Source organism: Pseudomonas sp. ML2-2023-3 (assembly GCF_037055275.1).
In the GTDB taxonomy this organism is placed as follows: domain Bacteria; phylum Pseudomonadota; class Gammaproteobacteria; order Pseudomonadales; family Pseudomonadaceae; genus Aquipseudomonas.
On the sequence record NZ_CP146343.1, the window covers coordinates 2,883,067 to 2,905,594 of the forward strand.

The 22,528-nt window shown below is 60.9% G+C and carries 20 protein-coding genes; 7 read left to right on the plus strand and 13 right to left on the minus strand.

The genetic code is table 11. From position 1 onward, the window contains the following. Nucleotides 1–8 precede the first annotated feature (8 nt). The 5 genes from V6P94_RS13365 to V6P94_RS13385 form a co-directional block, all read right to left on the minus strand. Complete coding sequence (locus tag V6P94_RS13365) at nt 9–1,250, minus strand: FAD-dependent oxidoreductase (protein ID WP_338646906.1); 1,242 nt, start codon at nt 1,248–1,250, stop codon at nt 9–11. Between the two features lie 47 nt (nt 1,251–1,297). Further along, entirely contained in the window at nt 1,298–2,008 is a 711-nt protein-coding gene (locus V6P94_RS13370) for an ABC transporter permease (RefSeq protein ID WP_133079398.1), read from the minus strand. After that, nucleotides 2,005–2,724: an ABC transporter permease gene (locus V6P94_RS13375; RefSeq protein WP_046810349.1), complete on the minus strand. Its 720-nt coding sequence runs from the start codon at nt 2,722–2,724 to the stop codon at nt 2,005–2,007. Before V6P94_RS13375 ends, V6P94_RS13370 begins: the two co-directional genes overlap by 4 nt. Before the next feature lie 103 nt (nt 2,725–2,827). Beyond that, nucleotides 2,828–3,583, minus strand: a complete 756-nt coding sequence (locus V6P94_RS13380; RefSeq protein WP_133079397.1) for a transporter substrate-binding domain-containing protein — start codon at nt 3,581–3,583, stop codon at nt 2,828–2,830. A 13-nt stretch (nt 3,584–3,596) separates the two neighbouring features. Further along, a complete protein-coding gene (locus tag V6P94_RS13385; RefSeq protein WP_133079396.1) occupies nt 3,597–4,472 on the minus strand; it encodes a MurR/RpiR family transcriptional regulator in 876 nt (291 codons plus the stop codon). Nucleotides 4,473–4,604: 132 nt separating this feature from the next. Between V6P94_RS13385 and V6P94_RS13390 the strand changes: the two genes are divergently transcribed. Further along, entirely contained in the window at nt 4,605–5,615 is a 1,011-nt protein-coding gene (locus tag V6P94_RS13390) for an Ldh family oxidoreductase (RefSeq protein ID WP_219261350.1), read from the plus strand. Between the two features lie 56 nt (nt 5,616–5,671). Here V6P94_RS13390 and V6P94_RS13395 read toward each other — a convergent pair whose 3' ends face one another. Both V6P94_RS13395 and V6P94_RS13400 read right to left on the minus strand, forming a co-directional pair. Then, a complete protein-coding gene (locus V6P94_RS13395) occupies nt 5,672–6,706 on the minus strand; it encodes an AraC family transcriptional regulator ligand-binding domain-containing protein (protein ID WP_338646914.1) in 1,035 nt (344 codons plus the stop codon). Continuing rightward, nucleotides 6,703–7,623 (minus strand): GGDEF domain-containing protein, encoded by a 921-nt coding sequence (locus V6P94_RS13400; protein WP_338646916.1) that lies wholly within the window; start codon nt 7,621–7,623, stop codon nt 6,703–6,705. The genes V6P94_RS13395 and V6P94_RS13400 overlap by 4 nt, the downstream gene beginning before the upstream one ends. Nucleotides 7,624–8,020: 397 nt before the next feature. On the opposite strand from V6P94_RS13400, the gene V6P94_RS13405 reads away from it, so the two are divergent. The 6 genes from V6P94_RS13405 (at nt 8,021) to V6P94_RS13430 (ending at nt 16,305) form a co-directional block, all read left to right on the plus strand. Further along, the gene (locus V6P94_RS13405) at nt 8,021–10,555 is read left to right on the plus strand and encodes a TonB-dependent receptor (protein ID WP_338646919.1); all 2,535 of its coding nucleotides are present in this window, start codon (nt 8,021–8,023) and stop codon (nt 10,553–10,555) included. Between the two features lie 150 nt (nt 10,556–10,705). Beyond that, nucleotides 10,706–12,622, plus strand: coding sequence for a phytase (locus tag V6P94_RS13410; RefSeq protein ID WP_338646921.1), 1,917 nt, complete (start codon nt 10,706–10,708; stop codon nt 12,620–12,622). Between the two features lie 55 nt (nt 12,623–12,677). Next, nucleotides 12,678–13,388 (plus strand): protein TolQ, encoded by a 711-nt coding sequence (tolQ, locus tag V6P94_RS13415; RefSeq protein ID WP_133079388.1) that lies wholly within the window; start codon nt 12,678–12,680, stop codon nt 13,386–13,388. Nucleotides 13,389–13,402: 14 nt separating this feature from the next. Next, nucleotides 13,403–13,849 carry a protein TolR gene (tolR, locus tag V6P94_RS13420; protein WP_338646924.1) on the plus strand — a complete coding sequence of 149 codons (447 nt, stop codon included), beginning with the start codon at nt 13,403–13,405 and terminating at the stop codon, nt 13,847–13,849. After that, complete coding sequence (locus tag V6P94_RS13425) at nt 13,846–14,625, plus strand: TonB family protein (RefSeq protein WP_338646927.1); 780 nt, start codon at nt 13,846–13,848, stop codon at nt 14,623–14,625. The genes tolR and V6P94_RS13425 overlap by 4 nt, the downstream gene beginning before the upstream one ends. Before the next feature lie 189 nt (nt 14,626–14,814). Next, the gene (locus V6P94_RS13430) at nt 14,815–16,305 is read left to right on the plus strand and encodes a DASS family sodium-coupled anion symporter (RefSeq protein ID WP_133079386.1); all 1,491 of its coding nucleotides are present in this window, start codon (nt 14,815–14,817) and stop codon (nt 16,303–16,305) included. 124 nt (nt 16,306–16,429) lie between these two features. On the opposite strand, the gene V6P94_RS13435 is transcribed toward V6P94_RS13430, so the two are convergent. From V6P94_RS13435 to V6P94_RS13460, 6 genes are read right to left on the minus strand one after another with little or no spacing between them, the layout of a single operon-like run. After that, nucleotides 16,430–16,801, minus strand: a complete 372-nt coding sequence (locus tag V6P94_RS13435) for a Na+/H+ antiporter subunit G (RefSeq protein WP_095024532.1) — start codon at nt 16,799–16,801, stop codon at nt 16,430–16,432. Then, nucleotides 16,798–17,076, minus strand: a complete 279-nt coding sequence (locus V6P94_RS13440) for a K+/H+ antiporter subunit F (protein ID WP_016780538.1) — start codon at nt 17,074–17,076, stop codon at nt 16,798–16,800. Before V6P94_RS13440 ends, V6P94_RS13435 begins: the two co-directional genes overlap by 4 nt. Then, the gene (locus V6P94_RS13445) at nt 17,073–17,561 is read right to left on the minus strand and encodes a Na+/H+ antiporter subunit E (RefSeq protein WP_095024533.1); all 489 of its coding nucleotides are present in this window, start codon (nt 17,559–17,561) and stop codon (nt 17,073–17,075) included. The genes V6P94_RS13440 and V6P94_RS13445 overlap by 4 nt, the downstream gene beginning before the upstream one ends. Then, nucleotides 17,558–19,240: a monovalent cation/H+ antiporter subunit D gene (locus V6P94_RS13450; protein WP_338646942.1), complete on the minus strand. Its 1,683-nt coding sequence runs from the start codon at nt 19,238–19,240 to the stop codon at nt 17,558–17,560. The genes V6P94_RS13445 and V6P94_RS13450 overlap by 4 nt, the downstream gene beginning before the upstream one ends. Further along, nucleotides 19,237–19,581, minus strand: a complete 345-nt coding sequence (locus V6P94_RS13455; protein ID WP_019829081.1) for a Na+/H+ antiporter subunit C — start codon at nt 19,579–19,581, stop codon at nt 19,237–19,239. The genes V6P94_RS13450 and V6P94_RS13455 overlap by 4 nt, the downstream gene beginning before the upstream one ends. Then, the gene (locus V6P94_RS13460; protein WP_338646945.1) at nt 19,581–22,523 is read right to left on the minus strand and encodes a monovalent cation/H+ antiporter subunit A; all 2,943 of its coding nucleotides are present in this window, start codon (nt 22,521–22,523) and stop codon (nt 19,581–19,583) included. Before V6P94_RS13460 ends, V6P94_RS13455 begins: the two co-directional genes overlap by 1 nt. Nucleotides 22,524–22,528 lie beyond the last annotated feature (5 nt).

Sequence of the window (22,528 nt, forward strand, 5' to 3'; positions counted from 1 at the left end):
TCCAGTGATCAGTGAAAACGTTCGGCGCTGTAGGGCGCAGGGTCGGTGAAAGGCCTTTCGCCGGTCATCATCTCGGCCAACAGGCGCCCGCTGACCGGGCCCAGGGTCAGGCCGTGGTGGGCGTGGCCAAAGTTGAACCACAGGCCCTTGTGGCGACTGCCAGGCCCGATGACCGGGCACATGTCCGGCAGGCACGGGCGTCGGCCGAGCCAGGGCTCGGCATCCACACGTTCACCCAATGGATACAGGCGCTGGGCCCGCTCTTCGCAGCGGCGCAACTGGATCTCGTTGATCGGGTCATCGCTGTCGGCGAACTCGATGCCGGTGGTCAGTCGGATGCCGCCCACCATCGGCGCCAGCACGTAACCCCCCACCGAATCGAGGATTGGATGCTGCATGGTCTGGCCGTCCCTGGCCGCGTAATGCATGTGGTAGCCGCGCTTGATCGCCAAGGGAATGCGATAGCCCAGGGGCTCGAAGATGTCCCGTGCCTGTGGGCCGAGTGCAACCACCACTTCATTGCCGACGATCAGCCCTTTCTGGCTTTCAACCTGCCATTGCCCGGCCGTTGCCCGCAGGCTGGTGGCATTGCCGGTCACAAAGGTGCCGCCGCGCTTGATGAACAGTTCGGCGTAGCCACGGGTCAGGCCACCCGGATCGCTGACGGTCTTGGGGTCCAGCCAGTGAATGCCGCCGATGACATCGGTGTGCAGGCCCGGCTCCAGGGCGTGGACTTGCTGCTCGCCGAGCACCCGATAGTTGAGCTGGTATTCGCTCAGGGCGGCGGCGTCACGCTGGGCTTTGTCGAAGTCGGCCTGGGTGCGATACACCTCGATCCAGCCGCTGTCGTCAATCAGCTCGGTCATACCCGCCGGCTCAGCCAGCAGGTCGTGCTCGGTCACACATTTTTCAATCAGCGGCAGCATGGCCCGGGTGGCCTTGGCCAGTTCCTTGGGGCCGGACTGCTGCCAGTATTTCAACAGCCACGGCCCGGCCTTTGGCAGGTGCTTGAGGCTGTAGCGCACATCGGATTGCTGATTGAGGCCATAGCGCAGCAAGCGCGAAATTTCACGGGGGAACGAGTAGGGGATAACGCTGGCGCGTTCGATCAGCCCGGCATTGCCGTGGCTGGTGCCGCTGCCAGGCGCTGCGCGGTCGAGCAGCACGACGCTGCGCCCGCGGGCCTGGAGTTGCAACGCGGTACTGACGCCGACGATGCCGGCCCCCAGAACGATAGTGTCGCAGTGCATAAACAAATCCTTAAACAGGGGCCGTGTTCGCAGCCCGAACAATGGGCTTACTGCAAATGGCGGCCGAGACGGCCTTCGATCAACTTCAGGCTGCGTCGCACCACTTCCACGATCAGCAGATACAGCACGGCAGCCCACAGATAGATCTGGAAGTCGAAGCTGCGCGAAAACGCCATTTTGGTAACACCCATCAAATCGTAAATGGTCACCAGGGAGGCAATGGCACTGGCCTTGATCATCAGGATCAGCTCATTTCCCAAAGGGCCGATGGCCACCAGCAGCGATTGCGGCAGGATGATCTTGCGAAAGGCCGTCCATCGCGACAGGTTCAGCGCCTTGCAGGCTTCACGCTGGCCCTGGGCAACGGACAGGATGCTGCCGCGCAGGATTTCGGCCTGGTACGCCGCCGTATTGAGGGTGAAGGCCAGCAGGGTGCAGAACCAGGCATCGCGGAAAAACCACCACAAGCCCACGTCTTGCCAGAAGCCCTTGAACGAGCCCAGACCGTAATACAGCAAAAACAGTTGGGCCAGCAGCGGCGAGCCACGGAAGAAGTACACGTAGGCGCCGGTAAAGCTGCGCAAAAAGCGGTTGCTGGACAAGCGCCCCAGGGCAATCAGCAAGCCAAGCAAGGCACCCAGGGTGAACGAAATTGCCACCAGCTTGCCCGTCACCAGCAGCCCGTCGATAAAGCGCGGGCCATAGCGTTCAAGCAGGTCGGGGTTGAGAAACATGTTTTGCAGATCCGCCAGACTCATGGCTGCGCGCTCCGTTGATGGCGGCTGAAGTAGCGTTCAAGGAAGGCAAACAGCCGCCCGGAAATCGCCGAGAAAAACAGATAGCCCAGGCACGCGACGCTGTAGAACAGCATCGGGTCTTTGGTCACGCTGACCGCCAGGTTGGTCTGGCGCATCAGGTCCACCAGGGAGATGGTCGACACCAGCGAGGTGTCCTTGAGCAGTGACAGCCAGTTGTTGGACAGGCCGGGCAGGGCGATGCGCGCCAGTTGTGGCAGCACCACTTTGCGAAAGGTGGTGAATTTGCTCAGGCCCAGTGCCGATGCGGCTTCGAACTGGCCCTTGGGGATGGTTTTGAACGCACCCAGCCAGATCTCGCTGGAGAAGGCGGCAAACACCAGGCTGAAGGCGACCATCGCGGCCACGAAGGTATTGATCGTGACCTGCGCGTCGTAGCCCATCATGGCGAGGATCTTTTGCGCGGCGATCTGGCAGCCGTAGTAAATGATCAGCAGTGTCAGCAATTCCGGCAAACCACGAAAAACCGTGGAGAACGTGGTTGCCCACGCCCGCACCCAGCGGTTTTTGGAACGTGCCGCCACGGCCACGGCCAGGCCCAGTGGCAAACCGATAGGCAGGCAGCTCAGGGCCAGGGCAATGGTCACCATGGCGCCTGCGAGCAGGGCCGAGCCCCAGCCGCCACTGGCGAAAGAAAGAAGTGAGAGTTGATCGAGCATGCTCGAATCCCCGGGCAAAATTGGGCCGAAATTCAGCCGCCGCGCACGTCAGGTGCGCGGGGCAGGGTCATTGGCAGGGAGCCCTCAAACGAAGGCGGGCGACTCAGTAAATGTCGAAGTCGAAGTACTTGCTGGAGATCTTTTTATACGTGCCGTCGGCCACGATTTCGTCCAGCGCCTTGTTGAAGCGCTCGCGCAGGACGTTATCGTTCTGGCGCACGGCAATTGCCGCGTCGGCATTGGTGCCGTCAACGTCACCGATGATTTTGCAGCAGTCGTCGCTGGCCTTGTTGATCCATTCCAGCAGCGGGAATTTGTCGGCAATGACGGCATCGACGCGGCCGTTTTTCAGTTCGGCGTTGGCTTCGTCAAGCGTGGGGTACAGGTTGAGTTTGGCGCCGGCTTTCTCGTAGTGATCCTCGGCGTAAATACCTTGGGTCGCTGCGCCCTGGGCACCGATGGTGCGGCCCTTGAAGTTGATCTGGGCATCGGTGATGTCAGAGTCTTTTGGCACGGCAATCGACAGCGGGGTGCGGTAGTAGTGATTGGTGAACGCGATTTTCTTTTTGCGTTCATCGGTCACGATCATCGACGCCACGATGGCATCGTACTTTTTAGCCATCAGCCCCGGAATGATGCCGTCCCAATCCTGGGCCACGATCTTGCACTGGGCATTCATGCGTTCACACAGGGCGTTGGTGATGTCGACGTCAAAGCCCGACACCGTGCCGTCCGAATTAGTGGTGTTGAAGGGAGGGTAGGCGCCTTCCGTGGCGATAGTCAGCGTGTCGGCGTGCGCGTTTGCTGCAACGGCGGCCACCAGTGCACATGCACTTGCAAAGCGAATGACGTATTTCATCTAGCACCTCGTTTTATTGTTTTGATCCGGGTGAGGATGTGTAGCCCACGAACTCATTGTGTAAGGCCGCGGTAGCCTCAAGACGCTTCTCAACGTCCGGCCCCAGTTGTTTGCACACTTCATTGATCAGCAGATGCACCAGCGACAGCATGGCCGCGGTGGATTCCCAGAACAGGTTGAACTCGGTGGGCACGCGAAACACTTCATTGGCGCTCTGGTCGGCCCAGTCGCAGAAGGTATCGGTGACCAGCGTGACCTCGATCCCGGCCTCACGTGCCTTGCGGCACAACAGCTGGGCGTGGCGCGAGTAGCGTCGGGCTTCAAACACCACCAGGGCACAGTCTGCGGGCGGGCACAGCAGCACGTCGGCGTAATGCCCGGCGGCGCCATCGACCAGTTGCACGCCATCGCGCAGGTATTGCAGCAAATGCACCATGGAGGCGGCAATCCCGCGCTCGGTCTGGAACCCTGCGACAAACACTTTGCGCCGAGTGGCCAGGCGCTGACTGACCGCACGCCACTGCGGCGTGAGGCTGTATTCGTAGACCTTGACCAGCGCGCCGACTTCAAGCTCAAAACTGCGTGGTAACGCCTGGGGGCTCTGGCTCGACTGCTGGCGGAATTCTTGCAAGCGATCACCGACAAGCCACGGGCCATCGCCCAGGTCGTCCTTGAGATCGTTTTTCAAATCCTTGAAATGGCTGTAGCCCAGCGAGCGGCAAAAACGCCCGACACTGGATTCGCTGACCCCCAGTTTGCTGGCGATGTCGGCGGCGGTCTGAAAGGGCAGTTCGTAAAGATTTGCCAGCATGTAGCTGGCAATCGCCCGACCCGAAGGTGCGGCGGTTGACAGACTGCTTTCAAGGCGTTGTTTAATCGGCTGGCTCACGACTGCTTCCTGTTTTTATTTCAGCGCGTTGCAGAAAGTGAATGTTTTCTGTCATTAAGTCAACAATTGACAGAGAACTGTCACCCAAGGATAGTTTGCCACAGACAAAAATAATCAGATTGGAGCGCCAGAATGTCTTCTACGCAGTCGCTTTCCCTGGTCGAACTGACCGCCTTGCTGCAACGGATTTTCGAGCGTCATGGCACCTCGCCGCAGGTTGCTCGGGTGTTGGCTGACAACTGCGCACGGGCTCAGCGCGATGGTTCTTATAGCCACGGGGTATTCCGCATTCCGGGCTACCTGTCTTCGCTGGCCAGTAATTGGGTCGATGGCCAGGCTGTTCCGGTCGTAGAGGATGTAGCCTCGGGCTTTATCCGCGTGGACGCTGCCGGTGGCTTTGCCCAGCCTGCATTGGCTGCTGCCCGTCAGTTGCTGGTCGAGAAAGCCCGCAACGCCGGGATTGCGGTACTGGCGATTCGCAACTCGCATCACTTTGCTGCGCTTTGGCCGGACGTGGAACCGTTTGCCGAAGAAGGTCTGGTGGCGTTGAGCGTGGTGAACAGCATGACCTGCGTGGTGCCCCACGGTGCGCAAAAGCCCCTGTTTGGCACCAACCCGATTGCCTTTGCGGCCCCCCGCGCCGAGGGTCATCCGATCGTATTCGACCTGGCTACCAGCGCCATTGCCCACGGCGATGTGCAAATTGCCGCGCGCAAGGGTCATCAGTTGCCTGCCGGTATGGGGGTAGATAAACAGGGTGAGCCGACTCAAGACCCGAAAGCGATTCTTGACGGCGGTGCCTTGCTGCCATTTGGCGGGCACAAGGGTTCGGCGCTGTCGATGATGGTCGAATTGCTGGCGGCGGCGCTGACGGGTGGCAACTTCTCGTTTGAGTTCGACTGGTCGAAACACCCGGGTGCGCAAACCCCGTGGACGGGCCAATTGCTGATCGTGATCGACCCGAGCAAATCCGGCGGCGACAGCTTTGCCCTGCGCAGCGCAGAACTGGTGCGTCAGATGCACGCCGTGGGCCTGGAGCGCATGCCCGGCGACCGTCGCTTTATCGAACGTGCGAAATCGTTGGACGAAGGCATCCCGCTGGGCGCTGAAGAGTTGGCCAGGTTGCGTGAGCTGGCGGGGTAACTGCGCGAAGGATCCGCTCCCACAATCCACCTGCGCGCATCAGGTTGGGTGGTGGCTTATAGCGCCAGAAACTGCCGGATCAGATTGGGCGTACATCCCGTCCAGCGCTTCAACGCCCGGCGAAAGTTTGCCGGGTCGCTGAAGTTGAGGTGCTCGGCCACGGCCTCGTTACTCAGCCCCTTGATCTGGTACAGGTACAGCGCCATGTGTTTGCGCGCTTGATCCTGCTGGGCCTGAAAGTGCGTGCCATGCTTGTTCAGTTTGCGCTTGAGGGTGGCCTGGCTCATTGAAAAGTGCTGCGCCGCCTGCTCAAGGCTCGGGGCGTGTTGCGCATTGTTGCGCAAGTACACATACAACCGATCCAGCAGGCTGGCGCTGAAGCCCAGGCTGTGCAATTGCTCCTGGGCCTGCTGGTACGCCACCTGCCGGGCAATGGCCGAGCCGTTGGGCCAGGGCCGCGTCAGGTATTCGCGGGGCAGGCGCATCATGTCCAGCTGGCAGCCGAACTGGGTGTTTTCCCCCAGATGCACCCAGTATTGCTCCACATAGCGCGGCTCTGGATGACTGAAGCTGCACTCCCACGGCAGGCGTTCGCCGCTGAGCCACTGACTCATCGCCATCAGCGCCGTCATGCTGGCCTCCAGCACAAAACGCAATTGCTCCCGGGCCCCGCAACTGTCGAGCCAGTACACGTAGGCGTACTTGTCGTCCAGCAACAGGCGCGGCGTCAGCAGCGGGCTGAGCAGGGCGCGGTGATGGATCAGGGTTTCCAGGGCCTGATGCAGATTCTGCGCCTGTTGCAGGGCGTGGCTGGCCGGGCCGTAGTGCCCCGGCCACAGGCGTTGGCCAAACAGGAAGCTGCTGTCATCGGCTTCGAGCAAGCGCTGGGCGTTGGCAATCAGGCCAAAGCACTGCTGGGGACTGAGGCGGGTTTGGCCGGCCACAATATCGTCGTAGAACAGCCCGGTACCGCGCAGCAGGCGATGGCTGTCGATGTCCCGTGATAGCGCCAGATCAATCAGAGTGGCGGGTTGGTAATGTCCGGCAATAAAACGGCTGTCCGCTTCGTACCAGCGGGTATGGAGCGTCATGCGCGTTTACTCCGTGGCGGCTTGGCGCGCACCAGCGCCAGATTCAGCCGCTTGAGCAACTCATCAGGTGCATCATCGAGGGCCATCACCACGGCGGTACTGGCCGACAAATAGACCCGCTCGCCATGTTGCCGGGTTTTGTGGGCCAGGCTTTGAACCGCCTGTTGCAACTCAAGGGCCAGCAACCGGGCCTGACTTTCTCCGGTGCCGGGCAGCAGCACGACAAAGCGGTCACCGGCCAATCGGCAGAGCAGGTCGTGGCGGCGCAGGTTGAGCAGGAGCAATTGGCTGAAGGCTTGCAGCACGGCATCACCTTCGGGGTGCCCGTAGTGCCGGTTGATCGCGGCAAAGTCGTCGATATCCAGCGCCAGCAGTGACAGCGGCTGTTGCTGCTCAAGGCTTTGCACGAGGCATTCGCTGACTTGGCGCTTGAGGTATTCGGCGCCGCCCAAGGGAGTCAGTTTGTCGAACAGCCGATGCTCGCGAAACACCCGCTCGCGTTTCTCCATGTGCTGGTTGATCGCCTGTTGTTCACGGTGCCAGTGGAACAGGCCGATGGTCAGCAAAATCATGCCGATGGGCATTGGCCCCGATTCCAGCCAGTGATCCCAGCCGATGTGCTTGGGCAGGCGGACAAACTCGTCCAGCACGTCCATCCACCAGGAGAAAAACATGAAGCACAGACCGTAGGCCAGGTAGTTGGTGACCCGTCCGGTGGGCCGGCTTTTAAGCACCAGCCCCAGCCAGAACAGCATGAACAGGGCTGTTCCCCCTTCGCCGATGATGTCCAGCCAATGCCACTCGCTGAAGGTTTTTGGGGTACCAAAAGCCAGGTTCAGCAGTACGGCAAGATTGGCCGCCAACAGGAGCAGGCCGAGCTTGTAGCGGTGGTGTTTAAGAACGTTTAACCAAGTCATTTCAGTTCTGCCAAAACGTATTGCCGGTCAGCAGAACAGAGGTGTGTGACAGCGGTGTGACGGGGCGTGCGGGTCGAATCAGCTCAGGTGTCTCGTGCAAAAACCTTGAACATTCCCCTGTTTGACCGTGGAAGCGGGCTTGCTCGCGATGCAGGCGACGGGGTGGCTCAGTTGCACCGCGTTGATGCTATCGCGAGCAAGCCCGCTCCCACAGGGTGCGGGGTAGCTGACGCGGGTCATATCAGCTCAATTGCCTTCAAAGTGCCGCTCAAAAGCCTCTGTCTCGGGGTTTTAGCCAAACACTGTCACAGCGTTGTCATCCACCAACCCTAGCTTTCGCTCCCAAGTTGTCGGGCCATTTGCCCGGCCTGATGGGCGATTTTGGGGGAGGACAAACATGTACAAGTGTCGCAGCAAGGCGCAGTGGGTCGGCTTTACCGTCAGTGCATTGGCCCTGGCAATTGCCAGTGAGCGCCTGAGCGCCGCCGAGGCATCGAGTATCGGCGCCACCGAACACGTTGAAGTGGTCGGGCAGGCCGTCAGCCTGGACAAGGCGCTCAAGCAGCAGCGCAATTCGGACAACATTGAAAGCGTGGTGCATGCCGATGGCGTGGCGCAGTTGCCGGACGCGAACGTCGCCGAGGCCGTGCAACGCCTGCCCGGTATCAGCATTGAACGGGATCAGGGCGAAGGCCGTTTCGTCAGCGTGCGGGGCCTGGGGCCGGACCTGAACAGTGTGACCATCAACGGCACGCTGGTGCCGTCCCCGGAAAGCGCCCGTCGTGCCGTGGCCCTGGACGTGTTGCCCTCGGAGCTGGTGCAGTCGCTGTCGGTGATCAAGACCCTGACCCCGGACATGGACGCCAACTCCCTGGGTGGCACGGTGGATGTCCAGAGCCTGTCCGCGTTCGACCACAAGGGCCTGTTCTACACGGGCAGCACAGAGGCCGGCTACAACAAGAACAGCCACAAGACCAGCCCCAAGGTGTCGGGAGCCATCAGTGACCGTTTCAGCCTGGGCGACGGCGTCGACAACTTTGGTGTCGCCGCAGCGTTGAGCTGGAACAAGCGCGACTTTCGCTCTGACAACGTCGAGACCGGCGGCGACTGGGACTTCAGCGAGGGTGCACGACTGAACAGCTTCGAGCAGCGGGTGTATGAGATCAGCCGCGAGCGCACCGGTGGCGGCCTCAACTTCGACTACAAGCCCGACGACGACACCAGCCTGTACCTGCGCACGCTGTACAGCCGCTTCGAAGACAACGAAACCCGCAACTCCACCAGTTTTGAATTTTCCGACCCCCAGGCCGAAGGCGAAGTGGGCCCGACCAAGACCAAGCGCAAGCTCAAACAGCGCGAAGAAACCCAGGAAATCCAGTCCTACGTGTTCGGCGGCGAACGCATGATGGGCCTGTGGACCCTGAGCGGGCAGGCCGGTTACAGCGAATCCAGCGAAGACAATCCGGGCGGCATTGCCGGGGCCACCTTCAAAGGCAATTCCGGCATCGGTGAAGGGGGGTTCTACGATACCGAAAAACCCCGGCCCATCATTGGCGCAGGCTTTTATGACCCGGCCAATTTCAGCCTCGACAAGGTGGACTGGCAAGAGCAACACACCAAGGACACCGAGAAAAATATCCGCCTGGACCTGGCCCGCGACTACGACGTGCAGGGCTATGCCTCCCAGGTCAAATTCGGCGGCAAGGTCAGCCGTCGCAACAAGGACAATGACCTCAATGCCTGGACCTACAAGGACTTTTCGGATCTGGGTTTCAGTGACGAGCAACTCAGCCTCGAGCAGTTCAACAAGGGCAACCTGCACTACAACCTCGGCCGGTTCGGACCAGGCATCAGCGGCGGTGCGATCAAGGATCTGATTGGCGGCTTGAACCGCAACGATTTCTACAACGAGCAAGACTCGCGGGCCAATGACTTCACCATGCGCGAAGACATCAACGCGGCTTACCTGATGAACACCGTCGATATCGATGACTGGCGCTTTATTGCCGGCATGCGCTACGAAGGCACCGAGTTCGAAGCCAAGGGCACGGGTGCGCGCGATGGCGTTTTCGAAGATCAGGACACCCAGCGTGATTACCACCACTGGTTGCCCGGCCTGCATGCCCGCTATCAATTGGCGAAAAACACCCAGGTGCGTGCGGCCTGGACCAACACCGTGGTGCGTCCGACCTTCGGCCAACTGGCCCCGGGTTTTGTTATCGAGGATGACAAGGCCGAGTTCGGCAACCCCAACCTCAAACCGCTTGAGTCGAGCAACTTCGACCTGGGCATTGAGCACTTCATGGGGCAGGCGGGCACGGTGTCGGCGTTCCTCTTCTACAAAGACATCAAGAACTTCGTCTACAACAACGATCTTGCCGGCAGTGGCGAGTGGGTCGACTTCACTGAGGCCCACAGCTATGCCAACGGCGACAGCGCCAAGCTCTACGGCCTGGAACTGGCCTACTCGCAAAAATTCGACTGGCTGCCAGCGCCCTGGAACGGCGTGATCCTGGGTGCCAACAGCACGTTCAGCCGCTCCAGCGCCAGCATCAAGGGCGTTGATGCAGCCACCGGAGCAAGCCTCAAGCGCGATATTGATTTGCCGAACCAGTCCAACACCGTCGGCAACCTGATGCTCGGCTGGGAAGACGACAAGCTGAGCCTGCGCCTGTCGGCCAACTACAAGTCGGACTACCTCTACGAACTGGCGGGGGTCAACGACAAGGCCCATGACACCCATGTCGATGCCCAGACGTTTGTCGACTTCAGCGCCCGCTACTCGCTGACCAAAAACCTGCAAATCAAGTTCGACGCCCAGAACCTTACGGACCAGCCGTACTTCGTCTACAGCGGCAACAGTCGCTACAACAACCAGTACGAAGAATACGGCCCCACCTACTCCGTAGGCCTGACCTTCACCCATTTCTAAGCGCTGGGCAAATCACTGTAGTCGCTGCCGAAGGCTGCGAAGTATTGCGGAGCAACCCGTTCTCCAAAAGCTGCGCGATGCTTTTTCGCAGCCTTCGGCAGCGACTACAGACCAGGCTTTAACCCCATCTTCTTATGGATTGCATGACCCATGACCCATGTATTCAAACGCAAACCCCGACTACTGCCATTGCTGGTGTGCCTGGGCGCAGGCAGCGTGCAGGCGGCTACCGAAGTGGCCGCTCCGGCATTGCAGCAATGGTCCACCAGCAAGGCCCAGGCCTTGAGTTATTTGCCGAATGGCACGGGGGACGAACGCCTGGCCGTCAGCAAGCGCGAGGGTGTGTTGCTGCTCGACAAAGAGGGCAAAACCCTGAGCCGGGTACCGGGGGCTTTTGCCGGGCTGGACAGCCGTGCACTGGAGGATCAGGTTCTGGTAGCCAGTCACGACAAGGACAGGCAGCAAGTGGCGCTGTTCAGCCTCGACCCCAAGAGCCATCAATGGCAACCCCCGACGTACTTGCCCGCCCGTGACTATGGGGTTGAAGGGGTGTGCCTGTACCAGGATGACGCACGCAATATCTACCTGTTCACCGTGGGCGAAGAAGGCAAGGGCGAGCAGTGGCTGGTAGCTGCCGACAGCCAGCGTTTGCCCGTACCACGGCTGGTGCGCAGCCTGCCGTTGCCGCCTCAGGCGAAGTTTTGTCAGGTGGACGATGGCGCACAGAACCTGTTCGTCAACGAAGAAAATGTCGGCTGGTGGGCTTACCCGGCGCACGCAGAAGCCGATGTTGAGCGCGTGCCCGTGGCGATGGTCGAGCCCTTCGGCAATGTGAAGAAAAGTGCAGGGGCCATGGCGCTGGTACCGGGCGGGATGCTCGGGCTTGACCCGCAAGCGGCGCAGTTGAATCTGTATCAGCAGCAGGGCAAACGCTGGTCACCTGTAGCCAGCCTGACGCTGAACGGGATGATCGAGCCTGAACACCTGGCCCTGCGCCAGACGCCTCAGGGTCTGCAACTGCTGGTGCAGGACGGCGCCAGCAGCAAATTGTACGAAGGCTCACTGGCCTGGAAAGCCACACCGGCCAGCCGGCCCCCTGTGCTGGTCAGCGTAAAACCTGCGGTGCAAACCGAGGTCGTGATGAGTCAGGGCGATGCGGCGGATGACCCGGCGATCTGGGTTCACCCGCAAACACCGGCCCTCAGCCGTGTGCTGGGCACCAATAAGCAGCAGGGCCTTGAGGTGTACGACCTGCAGGGCAAGCGTGTGCAGCATCTGCCGGTCGGGCGGCTGAATAACGTCGATGTGCGCCCGGGCTTCGAGCTGGGCGGGCGCACCGTGGATCTGGCCGTGGCGACCAATCGCGATCACAACAGCCTGAGCGTGTTCAGCATCGACCGCGCCACTGGCACCTTGCAGGAGGCGGGCGAGATTGCCACGCCGGTTTCGGACATCTACGGCCTGTGCCTGTTCAAGGCGCCCTCGGGGGAAATCTACAGCTTTGCCAACGACAAGGACGGCACCTTTGTGCAGCACCGCCTGGTCGCCAGAGGCAACACGGTCGACGGCGAACTGGTGCGCCAGTTCAAGGTGCAAACCCAGCCCGAAGGTTGCGTGGCGGACGACCGCAATCAACGGCTGTTCCTCGGTGAAGAGGATGTGGCGGTGTGGGCGGTGGATGCCAGTCCCGACCAGCCGGCAACGCTGACCAGCGTGATCCGGGTGGGTGAGCAGGTGCATGACGACATCGAGGGGATGGGCCTGTATCAGACCGAAAAAGACAACTACCTGGTGATCTCCAGCCAGGGCAACGACAGCTATGTGGTGGTGGATGCCGAGCCGCCTTACGCCCTGCGTGGCGCTTTTCGGGTTGGGGTGAATGCTGTAGCGGGCATCGATGGCGCGTCGGAAACCGATGGCCTGGATGTGACGTCCGCCAACCTCGGTGGCCCTTGGAACAAAGGCATGCTGGTGGTGCAGGACGGCCGCAAACGCATGCCCGAGCAAGCCCAGAACTTCAAGAACATCCCCTGGAGCGATGTGGCCAATGCGTTGCACTTGCCATAACCCGGTCATCTGAATGCTTTTCAATCCTTCAATCGCGGATCAATGGAGTAACAACATGCACGCAACCATGGAACACATGACGATCTGGGGCCTGATCAGCGACGCGAGTTTGCTGGTCAAAGGCGTAATGCTGACCCTGTTGGTGGCCTCGCTGTTGAGCTGGTTTCTGATTGTGCGGCGCAGCGCCATTTTGCGTCGCAGCGAGCGCGACATGGACAGCTTTGCGCAACGGCTAAGGGCTCAGGGTGAGCTGAATGCGCTGTACCGCGAAAGCCGCGATGTCAGCCATGAAGACGCGGGCGCCGAGCAGGTGTTTGTCGCCGCGTACACGGAGTACGCCCAGCTCAGGCAGCAGCCCGCCGTGGATGCCGAAGGGGTGATGCAAGGGGTTGAGCGTGCGTTGTATGTGGCCATCAGCGAGCAGGAAATCCGCCTGGAAAAAGGCCTGCAGTTTTTGGCGACCGTTGGCTCGGTGAGCCCCTACATCGGGCTGTTTGGCACCGTGTGGGGGATCATGAATTCCTTTATCGGCCTGTCGCAGGTGCAACAGGCGACGTTGTCCACCGTGGCCCCCGGCATTGCCGAAGCCCTGATCGCCACGGCCATCGGCCTGTTTGCAGCCATTCCGGCGGTGATTGCCTATAACCGCTTCTCGGCCCGTGGCCAGACCCTGCTGACCCGTTATTACAGCCTGGGCAACGAAGTGCAGATGCGCTTGTACCGCAGCTTGCATGCCGGTTCGCGGAACATGTCCGCCGTCGCTTGAAAGGGAGTTTGAACATGCTTGCTCGACCACAGCGCAAACACGGGCCCAAGGCCGAAATGAACGTGGTGCCTTACATCGATGTGATGCTGGTGCTGCTGGTGATTTTTATGGTGACCGCGCCCATGTTGACCCAGGGGGTAAAAATCGAACTGCCCAAAGTCGCCAGCGAAGCCCTGGTCAATGACAACCAGCAAAAAATCCTCACGCTGTCAGTCAAGGCCGAGGGCGGTTATTACTGGAATCTGGGCAGTGAACTGGACACCAAAAACCAGACCGACAGTGCCGTCAGTCTTGAAGAGCTGCAAGCCAAGATCGGTCAGGTGGTGGCGCAAAACAGCGACACCCAGGTGTATATCCGTGCCGACAACGAAGCGGGTTACGGCAGCGTGGTCAAGGCGATGGCGGCCCTGCAGCAAGGTGGCGTGAGCAACCTGGGGCTGGTGACCGAGGCGCCGCAGTGAGTGCCGCGTTGATGCATGGCGCGCTGGCGCCCGCACCGCCGTTGCCCTGGACCCGGCTGTGGCACAACAGCCAGGCCGTGGTGGTGAGCGTTGCCCTGCACAGCGCCGTGGTGGCTTTTCTGGTGCTGGGCTGGAGCATGGAGCAATCATTGCCGGAACCCGCCCCGTCGACCCTGAAGACCCGGCTGGTGATGCTGCCCGTCGAAATGCCTGCGGCGCCACCTGCGCCCGAGCCGCTGCCGGTGGTAGCCCCTGCGCCGGTGGTTGAGGCAAAACCCGAGGTGGTAAAGCCTAAAGTGGACCCGCAGTTACAGGCGCGCAAACTGGAACAGGCGGCGCTTGCGCGCAAACGTGTGGAGGAGCAGAGACAGGCGCAAGTGGAACAACAAAAAGCCGCGCAGGTTGAGGTTCAGCGCCAGCGAGCGCTGGCCGAAGCGTCGGAGCAGCAGGCCCGTGTGGCAGCAGATAACGCCAGGCGAGCGCAACAGGCGGCAGCGGCATCGGATGTGCGCCAATACCTGCCCATCAGCAAGCAAGCCCCGGATTACCCGCAGCGGGCACTGGACAAGGGCATTGAGGGTGATTGCACGGTCGAGTATTCGGTGACCCCGCAAGGCAAGGTCGACAACCCCAAAGTGGTAGGCAACTGCCATCCCGCGTTTATCCGGCCGTCACTGGTGGCGGCGGCGACATTCCGTTATCAACCGCGGTTGATCGATGGTCAGGCCGTGACCGTACCGGGGGTGCGCAATACCTTTCACTACAAGATCCAGTAACGGTAGGCACAACCCTGTGGGAGCGGGCTTGCCCGCGATGGCAACGACGCGCATTGACTGAAAGACCAAGGCGCCTGTATCGCGAGCCAGCCCGCTCCCACAGGGTTTGCCGCTCACCTGACGAGTATCAACATCCTTCGTGCCTCCTTGGCCTATGCTCTACGGGTTTTCCAGCACAAGGAACTGGCCATGAATGCACCTGCAACCACCCCCACGCCTGCTACGGCAAAAGCCAAACTGCCCATAGGCCTGGTGATTGCGGTCCTGGTGATGATCGGCATTTTGCTGCTGCCATTGCCCGCCGACTTGCCGGTGGCCGGCCATCGCATGCTGGCTATTCTGGCGTTTGCCGTGGTGGTGTGGATCACCGAAGCGGTGTCGTACGAAGCCAGTGCCATCATGATCACGTCCTTGATGGCGTTTTTGATCGGCATGGCGCCCACCCTGGCAGACCCCTCAAAACTCTACGGCACATCGGCCGGCATCACCATGGCCCTGACCGGTTTTTCCAATGCCGCCCTGGCGTTGGTAGCGGGCGCGTTGTTTATCGCCGCAGCCATGACCCATACCGGCCTGGACCGGCGCATTGCCCTGGTGACGCTGTCGCGCATCGGCACCAGCACCCGGCGCATTCTGTTGGGCGCGATTGCGGTCACCATTCTGCTCAGCCTGGTGGTGCCCAGCGCCACGGCCCGCAGTGCATGCGTGGTACCGATCATGATGGGGGTGATCCTGGCGTTTGGCGTGGACAAGCGCTCCAACATTGCGGCCGGGATCATGATTGTCGTGGCCCAGGGCACCAGTATCTGGAACGTGGGGATTCAAACGGCCGCGGCGCAAAACCTGCTGACCGTGGGGTTTATGGACAAAATGCTGGGCGCCCGGGTGAACTGGCTCGACTGGCTGATCGCCGGTGCGCCGTGGGCCATCATCATGTCGGCAGTGTTGCTGTTTGTGGTGCTTAAACTGCTGCCACCGGAAAGCGACAGCATTCCCGGCGGCAAGGAGGCGGTCGAACAATCACTGGCAGAGCTGGGCCCAATGACCGGGCCGCAAAAGCGTCTGATGGGGGTCTCGATCGCATTGCTGCTGGCCTGGGCCACCGAGGGCAAACTGCACAGTTTTGATACCACTTCGACCACCTACGCCGGCCTGGTGTTTTTGCTGTTGCCGCGATTTGGCGTCATGACCTGGAAAGATGTGCAGTCACGTATTCCGTGGGGCACGGTGATCGTGTTCGGGGTCGGGATCAGCCTGGGGACCGCGCTGCTGACCACCCAGGCCGGGCAATGGCTGGGCACGCAGGTGGTGGCGAACACCGGTCTGGATCAGGTCGGTCCGGTGGGGATTTTTGCAATCCTGGGGGCTTTCCTGATCCTGATTCACCTGGGGTTTGCCAGTGCTACGGCGTTGACCTCGGCGCTATTGCCGATCTTGATCGCCGTGCTGCAAACCTTGCCGGGTGAATTCAACCGCCTGGGCATGACCATGTTGCTGGGCTTTGTGGTCAGCTACGGGTTTATCCTGCCGATCAACGCGCCGCAGAACATGGTGTGCCTGGGCACCCAGACCTTCACGGCCAAGCAGTTCGCCAAGGTCGGGTTGATCGTGACGGCGGTGGGGTACTTGCTGATGCTGCTGTTTGCCGCAACGTACTGGAGCTGGTTGGGCTGGATGTGATACCGATTTGTAGTCGCTGACGAGGCACGAGGCTGCGATGGGCTGCGCAGCGGCCCCGGCGTTTGAAGGTCCTTCGGCCCTTATCGCAGCCTCGTGCCTCGTCAGCGACTACAGGTCTGGCTGTTCAGCTGCCGTTTTCGCTGCGCCCGCCGCTGCTGACTTCAGCCGGTACGTCTTCACCCGCCATGCGTTTGCGGAACAACGAGGTCCGGGCCAGAAGCAGGGTGGTCACCGGAACCGTGATGGACAGCAGGATCGGCATCAGCCAGGCATGCAAGACCGGGGTCGATTTAAGTGCGGAGAAGTACAGGATCGATGCCAGTGCAACACCCCATGCGCCAATGGTCGAAGCCAGAGCCGGTGGGTGCATGCGCTGGAAAAACTCCTTGAGGCGCAGCAGCCCGATGGCCCCGCACAAGGCAAACAGACTGCTGAGTACCAGCAGCAGGGCCACCGGTATTTCGATCCAGAGCGACAACTCGCTGACGCTATTCATTCGATCACCTCGCCACGCAGCAGGAATTTGGCCAGCGCAAAAGAGCCGACAAAGCCAAACAGGGCAATCAGCAGCGCGCCTTCAAAGTAAGTGTCACTGGCATAACGGATACCCAGCACCAGCATCATCAACATGGCCAGGATGTACAGGTAGTCCAGTGCCAGAACCCGGTCCTGGGCCGACGGGCCCTTGAACAGGCGGATCACGGTCAGGACCATTGCCAGGCTGAAGATAAACAGGCTGAGCAGGATGGCATTGGAGAGCAGGGCACTCATTCAAAGATCTCCATCAATGGGCGTTCGTAGGCCGTCTTGAAGTGCTCGATAAACTGCGCTTCGTCCTCCAGGTCGAACACGTGCAGCAACAGCACGCTGCGATCCAGCGCCAGTTCCGACCAGATGGTGCCGGGCACTACGGTGGTGATCATCGACAAGGCCGCCAGGCCGTTGGCATCACGCAGATCCAGAGGGATTTTCACAAACCGCGAGCGTGGCGGTTGTTTGCCAGCCCGCAGTACGCCCCAGGCCACGGCAATGTTGGACAGCACCACATCGCGGCCCACCAGAAAGAACAGCTTGATGATCACCCGTGGGTGACGAATGCGCACAGGCAACGGTCGCAACGGCGCGAACATCAGTGGCGCCAGAATGGCCAGCGCGGCCCCCAGCAGCAGGTTGCCAGCGCTCAGGGACAGGTTGAGCAGCAGCCACAGCGCCAACAGCGCCAGGGACAGCCAGGGAGCAGGGAACAGACGCTTCATGGTTGTACCTCCTGTGCTGCCGCCTTGGCTTGCGGGCTTGGCACCGGACGGGTGCCGATCACGGCCATCACGTAACGCTCCGGGTTGTTCAGGGTGTCGGCGGCGGCCTGGGTATAACGCATGACCGGCTCGGCCTTGAACGTCAGCACAACGCAAAGCCCGAGCAGCAACACGATGGGCAGGCATTCGATGCGGCGCAGTATTGGTGACTCACGCTCAAGGGGCGTCCAGAAGCGCTGGATACCCATGCGCGAAAAGGCAATCAATGACGCCAGCCCCGAGAGAATCAACAACGTCAGCAGGCTCCAGGCCGCCGTCGAAATGGGCGCGTCCGATGAGTTGCCCAGGCCCAGGGGGTTGAGCAGGGCGTTGAGCAAGCCGAGTTTGCCGATAAACCCGGACAGCGGCGGCATGCCGATAATCAGCAGGGCGCAGGCAATGAAACTCAGCCCCAAGAAGGCCATGGTCCAGGGAATGATCTGGCCGACAACGACTTTTTGCTCATCGTCCAGGTTACTGCCGCGCGGCGGCGGGGTGGCGGTCAGACTCGGTTGTGGTTCGGCATCGTCTTCGAGCACCAGATCGGCCGAGGAGCGCGAACGCTCGATCAGCTCGGCCAGCAGGAACAGCGCACTCAGGGCCAGGGTGGAGCTGATCAGATAGAACAGCGCGGCGGCGGTCAGGTTGGGCTGGGCGAAACCCACGGCCGACAACAGGATACCGGCAGAAACCAGGATGCTCAGGCTGGCCATGCGCTCCAGTCGCTGGGCGGCGAGGATGGCAATGGCTGCGCAGACAATGGTCGCCATGCCGCCGTAGATCAGCCAGTCGCCTGCAAAGTACGCCGATGCTCCGGCCTGCCCGGAAAACAGCAGGGTCCACAAGCGCAATACGGTGTAGATCCCGACTTTGGTCATGATTGCGAACAGGGCTGCCACCGGCGCACTGGCCGAGGAATAAGCAGGCACCAGCCAGAAATTCAGCGGCCACATGCCCGCCTTGGCCAAAAAGGCCACAGCCAGAATGGCAGCGCCCGCATGCAGCAATCCGCGATCCGCTTCAGGCACCAAGGGAATCTTCAGCGCCAGATCGGCCATGTTCAACGTGCCGGTGACGCCATAGATCAAGGCCGCGCCGATCAGGAACAGGGAAGAAGCCAGCAGGTTGATCGAGATGTAATGCAGCCCCGCAGACACCCGGGTTTTGCCCGAGCCGTGGAGCATCAAGCCGTACGAAGCGGCCAGCAGCACTTCGAAAAACACGAACAGGTTGAACAGGTCGGCGGTCAGGAAGGCCCCGTACAGGCCCATCAGCTGGATCTGGAACAGCGCGTGGAAACTGGCTCCTGCGCGGTCCCAGCGGGCCATGGCGAACAGCAGGGCGCTGATGGCGATAATGCCGGTCAGCACCAGCATCAAGGCGCTCAAGTGATCAACCACCAGGGCTATCCCGAAGGGCACTTCCCAGTTGCTGGGCAGGTAAACGCCAATCGAAGCCGGAATGGCTTGCTGGCGGGTCCAAAGCAACAACATTACGGAGATGCCCAGGCCGAGCAGGGTCGAGATCAGATTGATCCGTGCCTTGAGCGGTCGGTGTTTCTCGCCCAGCATCAGCATGCAGGCTGCGGTGAGCAGTGGCAGCAAAATGGGGCCGACGATCAGGTGCGGCATCAAATTCATTCTTTAGGCTCCCGGCCATCTACGTGGTCGGTACCGGTCAGGCCCCGAGAGGCCAGCAAGACCACCAGAAACAGCGCGGTCATGGCGAAACTGATGACGATAGCGGTCAGCACCAGAGCCTGGGGCAATGGGTCTGTGTAGTTGAGCAAGTCCTGGGGGACGCCGTTCTTGATCACCGGCTCCTTGCCGATAAACAGGCTGCCCATGCTGAAGATGAACAGATTGACACCGTAGGACAGTAGGCACAGGCCCATGACCACCTGGAAGGTTCGTGGACGCAGAACCAGCCAGGTGCCCGATGCTGCCAATACTCCGATAGCAATGGCGATGACTTCTTCCATCAGGCGGCTCCTTCTTTGGTGGCAAGCGCGGATTGAAGGGCAGGCAGCGGGGCAAGCTGATTACTCGGGCGATGGGCCCGTACGGACTGGTGAGCCAGTGCCGTGAGGATCAGCAGGGTTGCGCCGACGACCACTGCATACACGCCGATATCGAAGAACAGGGCGCTGGCCACATGGATATCGCCCAACAGCGGCACGCTGAAATGGAAGGTGTGAGTGGTCAGGAACGGGTAGCCCAAGGGGATTGCGCCCAGCCCGGTCAATGTTGCAAACAACAGCCCGGTGCCCATCCAGCGCAACGGCCGCAGGCTCATCTGTGCCTCGACCCACTGTGTGCCGGCAACCATGTATTGCAGGATAAACGCCACCGACATCACCAGGCCTGCGACGAAGCCGCCGCCCGGCTGGTTATGACCGCGCATGAACAGGTACATGGACACTACAAAGGCAATCGGCAGCAGCAGACGCACCAGCACGGCTGGCACCATCATAAAGCCCAGTGCGGTATCGCTGGCGCTACGCGGGTTGACCAGGTCAGTCATCACGTCCTTGGCCAGGAGTCGCTGCTGGGCAGGTAGCTGCATGCTTTCCTTGGAGGGGCGGAAGCGACGCAGCAGGGCAAACACGGTCAAAGCTACGGCGGCCAGAACAGTGATTTCACCCAGGGTGTCGAAGCCCCGGAAATCCACCAGCATCACATTCACCACATTGCTGCCGCCGCCTTCCGGCAATGCCCGGCTGAGGTAGAACGAAGAAATGTCGTTGGGGGTCTGGCGTGTCAGCATCGCGTAAGACAGTAACGCCATGCCGCCACCCACTGCCGTGGAGAGCAGCAAGTCGCGCAAACGACGGATCTGCGCCTTGCGCAAAGTGCCCGGCAGTGGCGAGACCTCTTCGATACGCCGTGGCAGCCAGCGCAGGCCAAGCAGGATCAGCACGGTGGTCACGACTTCGACCACCAGTTGGGTCAAGGCCAGGTCCGGCGCCGAGAACCATACAAAGGTGACGCAGGTCATCAGGCCGCACACGCTGACCATCGTCAGGGCTGCAAGACGGTGGTACTTGGCTTGCCAGGCGGCGCCGAGTGCGCAGGCGATCGCCAGCAGCCACAGGGTGATAAAGACAATCGAGCCCGGTATTTTCGGGCGATCGCCCCAGCTCAGGCCGCTGTAGAGCATCGGGATCAGCCCGGCGATAACGGCAACCAGAATCAACAGGAACAGCTGGGTTTGCAGGCGCTGGGTGCTGATGCGTCGTTCAAGCCGGCGCGCGCCGCGCATAATCACCACCAGGCTGCGCTCGAAGAAGCGTTTGCCATTGAAGTACTTGATCAGCGGCGGATACGGGAAACGATCGAGCTTGAGCTGTTTGCGCAACAGCACATACAGCAGGATACCGCCGGACATGGCGATCAGGCTCATGATCATCGGCGCATTGAGCCCGTGCCAGATGGCCAGGTTGTACTCGGGCAACTCGCCCCCCACGACCGGCTGTGCAGCGGCGGCGAGCAGCGGGCCAACGGTTTGTGCCGGGAAAATCCCCACCATCAGGCAGGTGAACACCAGCAGCTCGACCGGGGCCCGCATCCAGCGTGGAGGCTCGTGCGGGGTGTGTGGCAGGTTGGTCGCAGGCGGGCCGAAGAACACATCCACGGTAAAGCGAAGGGCGTAGGCCACGCTGAACGTGCCGGCGATAGTCGCAATGACCGGCAGGGCGATTTCTACCCAGGCCGTGGAATTGATGAACACGGTTTCGGCAAAGAACATTTCTTTGGACAGGAACCCGTTCAGCAGCGGCACCCCGGCCATCGAGGCACTGGCCACCATGGCCAGGGTTGCGGTGTAGGGCATGAGCTTGAACAGGCCGCTGAGCTTGCGAATGTCCCGTGTGCCGCTCTCGTGGTCAATGATCCCGGCAGCCATGAACAGAGACGCTTTGAACGTTGCATGGTTGAGGATGTGAAACACCGCAGCCACGGTGGCCAGCGGGCTGTTGAGGCCCAGCAGCAGAGTAATCAGCCCCAGGTGGCTGATGGTCGAATAGGCCAGCAGGCCTTTAAGGTCATTTTGAAACATCGCGCAGTAAGCGCCCAGCACCAGGGTGCAGGCACCGGCGCCGCTGACAATCCAGAACCATTCTTCGCTGCCCGACAGGGAAGGCCAGAGACGAGCCAGGAGAAAGACCCCGGCCTTGACCATCGTTGCCGAGTGCAGATAAGCCGAAACGGGGGTTGGCGCCGCCATCGCATGGGGCAGCCAGAAGTGAAACGGGAATTGCGCACTCTTGCTCAGGGCGCCGATCAGGATGAGGGGTAGCAGGATTGGATACAATCTGTGGGCGCGGATCTTGTCGCCCGCCGCGAGCACGGCATCCAGATCATAGCTGCCGACGACATGGCCAAGCAGCATGACCCCCGCCAGCAGACACAACCCCCCTGCGCCCGTGACCATCAGCGCCATATAAGCACCGCGTCGGGCATCCGAGCGGTGGTGCCAATAACCAATCAGCAAGAATGAAAAGAGGCTGGTGAGCTCCCAGAAAAACACGATCTGAATCAGATTGCCCGACAGTACCAGGCCGAGCATGGCCCCCATAAACGCCAGGAAAAACGCAAAGAAGCGCGGAACCGGGTCTTCGGGGGACATGTAATAACGGGCGTACAGCGACACCAGCGTGCCGATGCCAAGCACCAGAATCGAGAACAGCCAGGCGAATCCGTCCAGACGCAGGACAAAATTCAAGCCGAGACTGGGCAGCCACATGAACTCTTCACGAATGACGCCGCCGTGGGCGATTTGTGGATAGAGCATGGCTACTTGAACAGTGCCGATCAAAGCAATAAGACCGGCCAGCAGTGATTCACTGTTACGTGCGTTGTGCGGCAAAACAGCCGCCAGACAGCTGCCGACGAAGGGCAGAAGCAGTAGAACTATCAGGGACATAGGCT

Coding starts and splice junctions, on each gene's coding strand:
- V6P94_RS13435 (WP_095024532.1), bottom strand. CDS start 16,801: ATGAATAGCGTCAGCGAGTTGTCGCTCTGGATCGAAATACCGGTGGCC.
- V6P94_RS13455 (WP_019829081.1), bottom strand. CDS start 19,581: ATGGAAGAAGTCATCGCCATTGCTATCGGAGTATTGGCAGCATCGGGC.
- tolR (WP_338646924.1), top strand. CDS start 13,403: ATGCTTGCTCGACCACAGCGCAAACACGGGCCCAAGGCCGAAATGAAC.
- V6P94_RS13380 (WP_133079397.1), bottom strand. CDS start 3,583: ATGAAATACGTCATTCGCTTTGCAAGTGCATGTGCACTGGTGGCCGCC.
- V6P94_RS13450 (WP_338646942.1), bottom strand. CDS start 19,240: ATGAATTTGATGCCGCACCTGATCGTCGGCCCCATTTTGCTGCCACTG.
- V6P94_RS13370 (WP_133079398.1), bottom strand. CDS start 2,008: ATGAGTCTGGCGGATCTGCAAAACATGTTTCTCAACCCCGACCTGCTT.
- V6P94_RS13440 (WP_016780538.1), bottom strand. CDS start 17,076: ATGAGTGCCCTGCTCTCCAATGCCATCCTGCTCAGCCTGTTTATCTTC.
- V6P94_RS13410 (WP_338646921.1), top strand. CDS start 10,706: ATGACCCATGTATTCAAACGCAAACCCCGACTACTGCCATTGCTGGTG.
- tolQ (WP_133079388.1), top strand. CDS start 12,678: ATGCACGCAACCATGGAACACATGACGATCTGGGGCCTGATCAGCGAC.
- V6P94_RS13445 (WP_095024533.1), bottom strand. CDS start 17,561: ATGAAGCGTCTGTTCCCTGCTCCCTGGCTGTCCCTGGCGCTGTTGGCG.
- V6P94_RS13460 (WP_338646945.1), bottom strand. CDS start 22,523: ATGTCCCTGATAGTTCTACTGCTTCTGCCCTTCGTCGGCAGCTGTCTG.
- V6P94_RS13405 (WP_338646919.1), top strand. CDS start 8,021: ATGTACAAGTGTCGCAGCAAGGCGCAGTGGGTCGGCTTTACCGTCAGT.
- V6P94_RS13430 (WP_133079386.1), top strand. CDS start 14,815: ATGAATGCACCTGCAACCACCCCCACGCCTGCTACGGCAAAAGCCAAA.
- V6P94_RS13395 (WP_338646914.1), bottom strand. CDS start 6,706: ATGACGCTCCATACCCGCTGGTACGAAGCGGACAGCCGTTTTATTGCC.
- V6P94_RS13375 (WP_046810349.1), bottom strand. CDS start 2,724: ATGCTCGATCAACTCTCACTTCTTTCTTTCGCCAGTGGCGGCTGGGGC.
- V6P94_RS13365 (WP_338646906.1), bottom strand. CDS start 1,250: ATGCACTGCGACACTATCGTTCTGGGGGCCGGCATCGTCGGCGTCAGT.
- V6P94_RS13400 (WP_338646916.1), bottom strand. CDS start 7,623: ATGACTTGGTTAAACGTTCTTAAACACCACCGCTACAAGCTCGGCCTG.
- V6P94_RS13390 (WP_219261350.1), top strand. CDS start 4,605: ATGTCTTCTACGCAGTCGCTTTCCCTGGTCGAACTGACCGCCTTGCTG.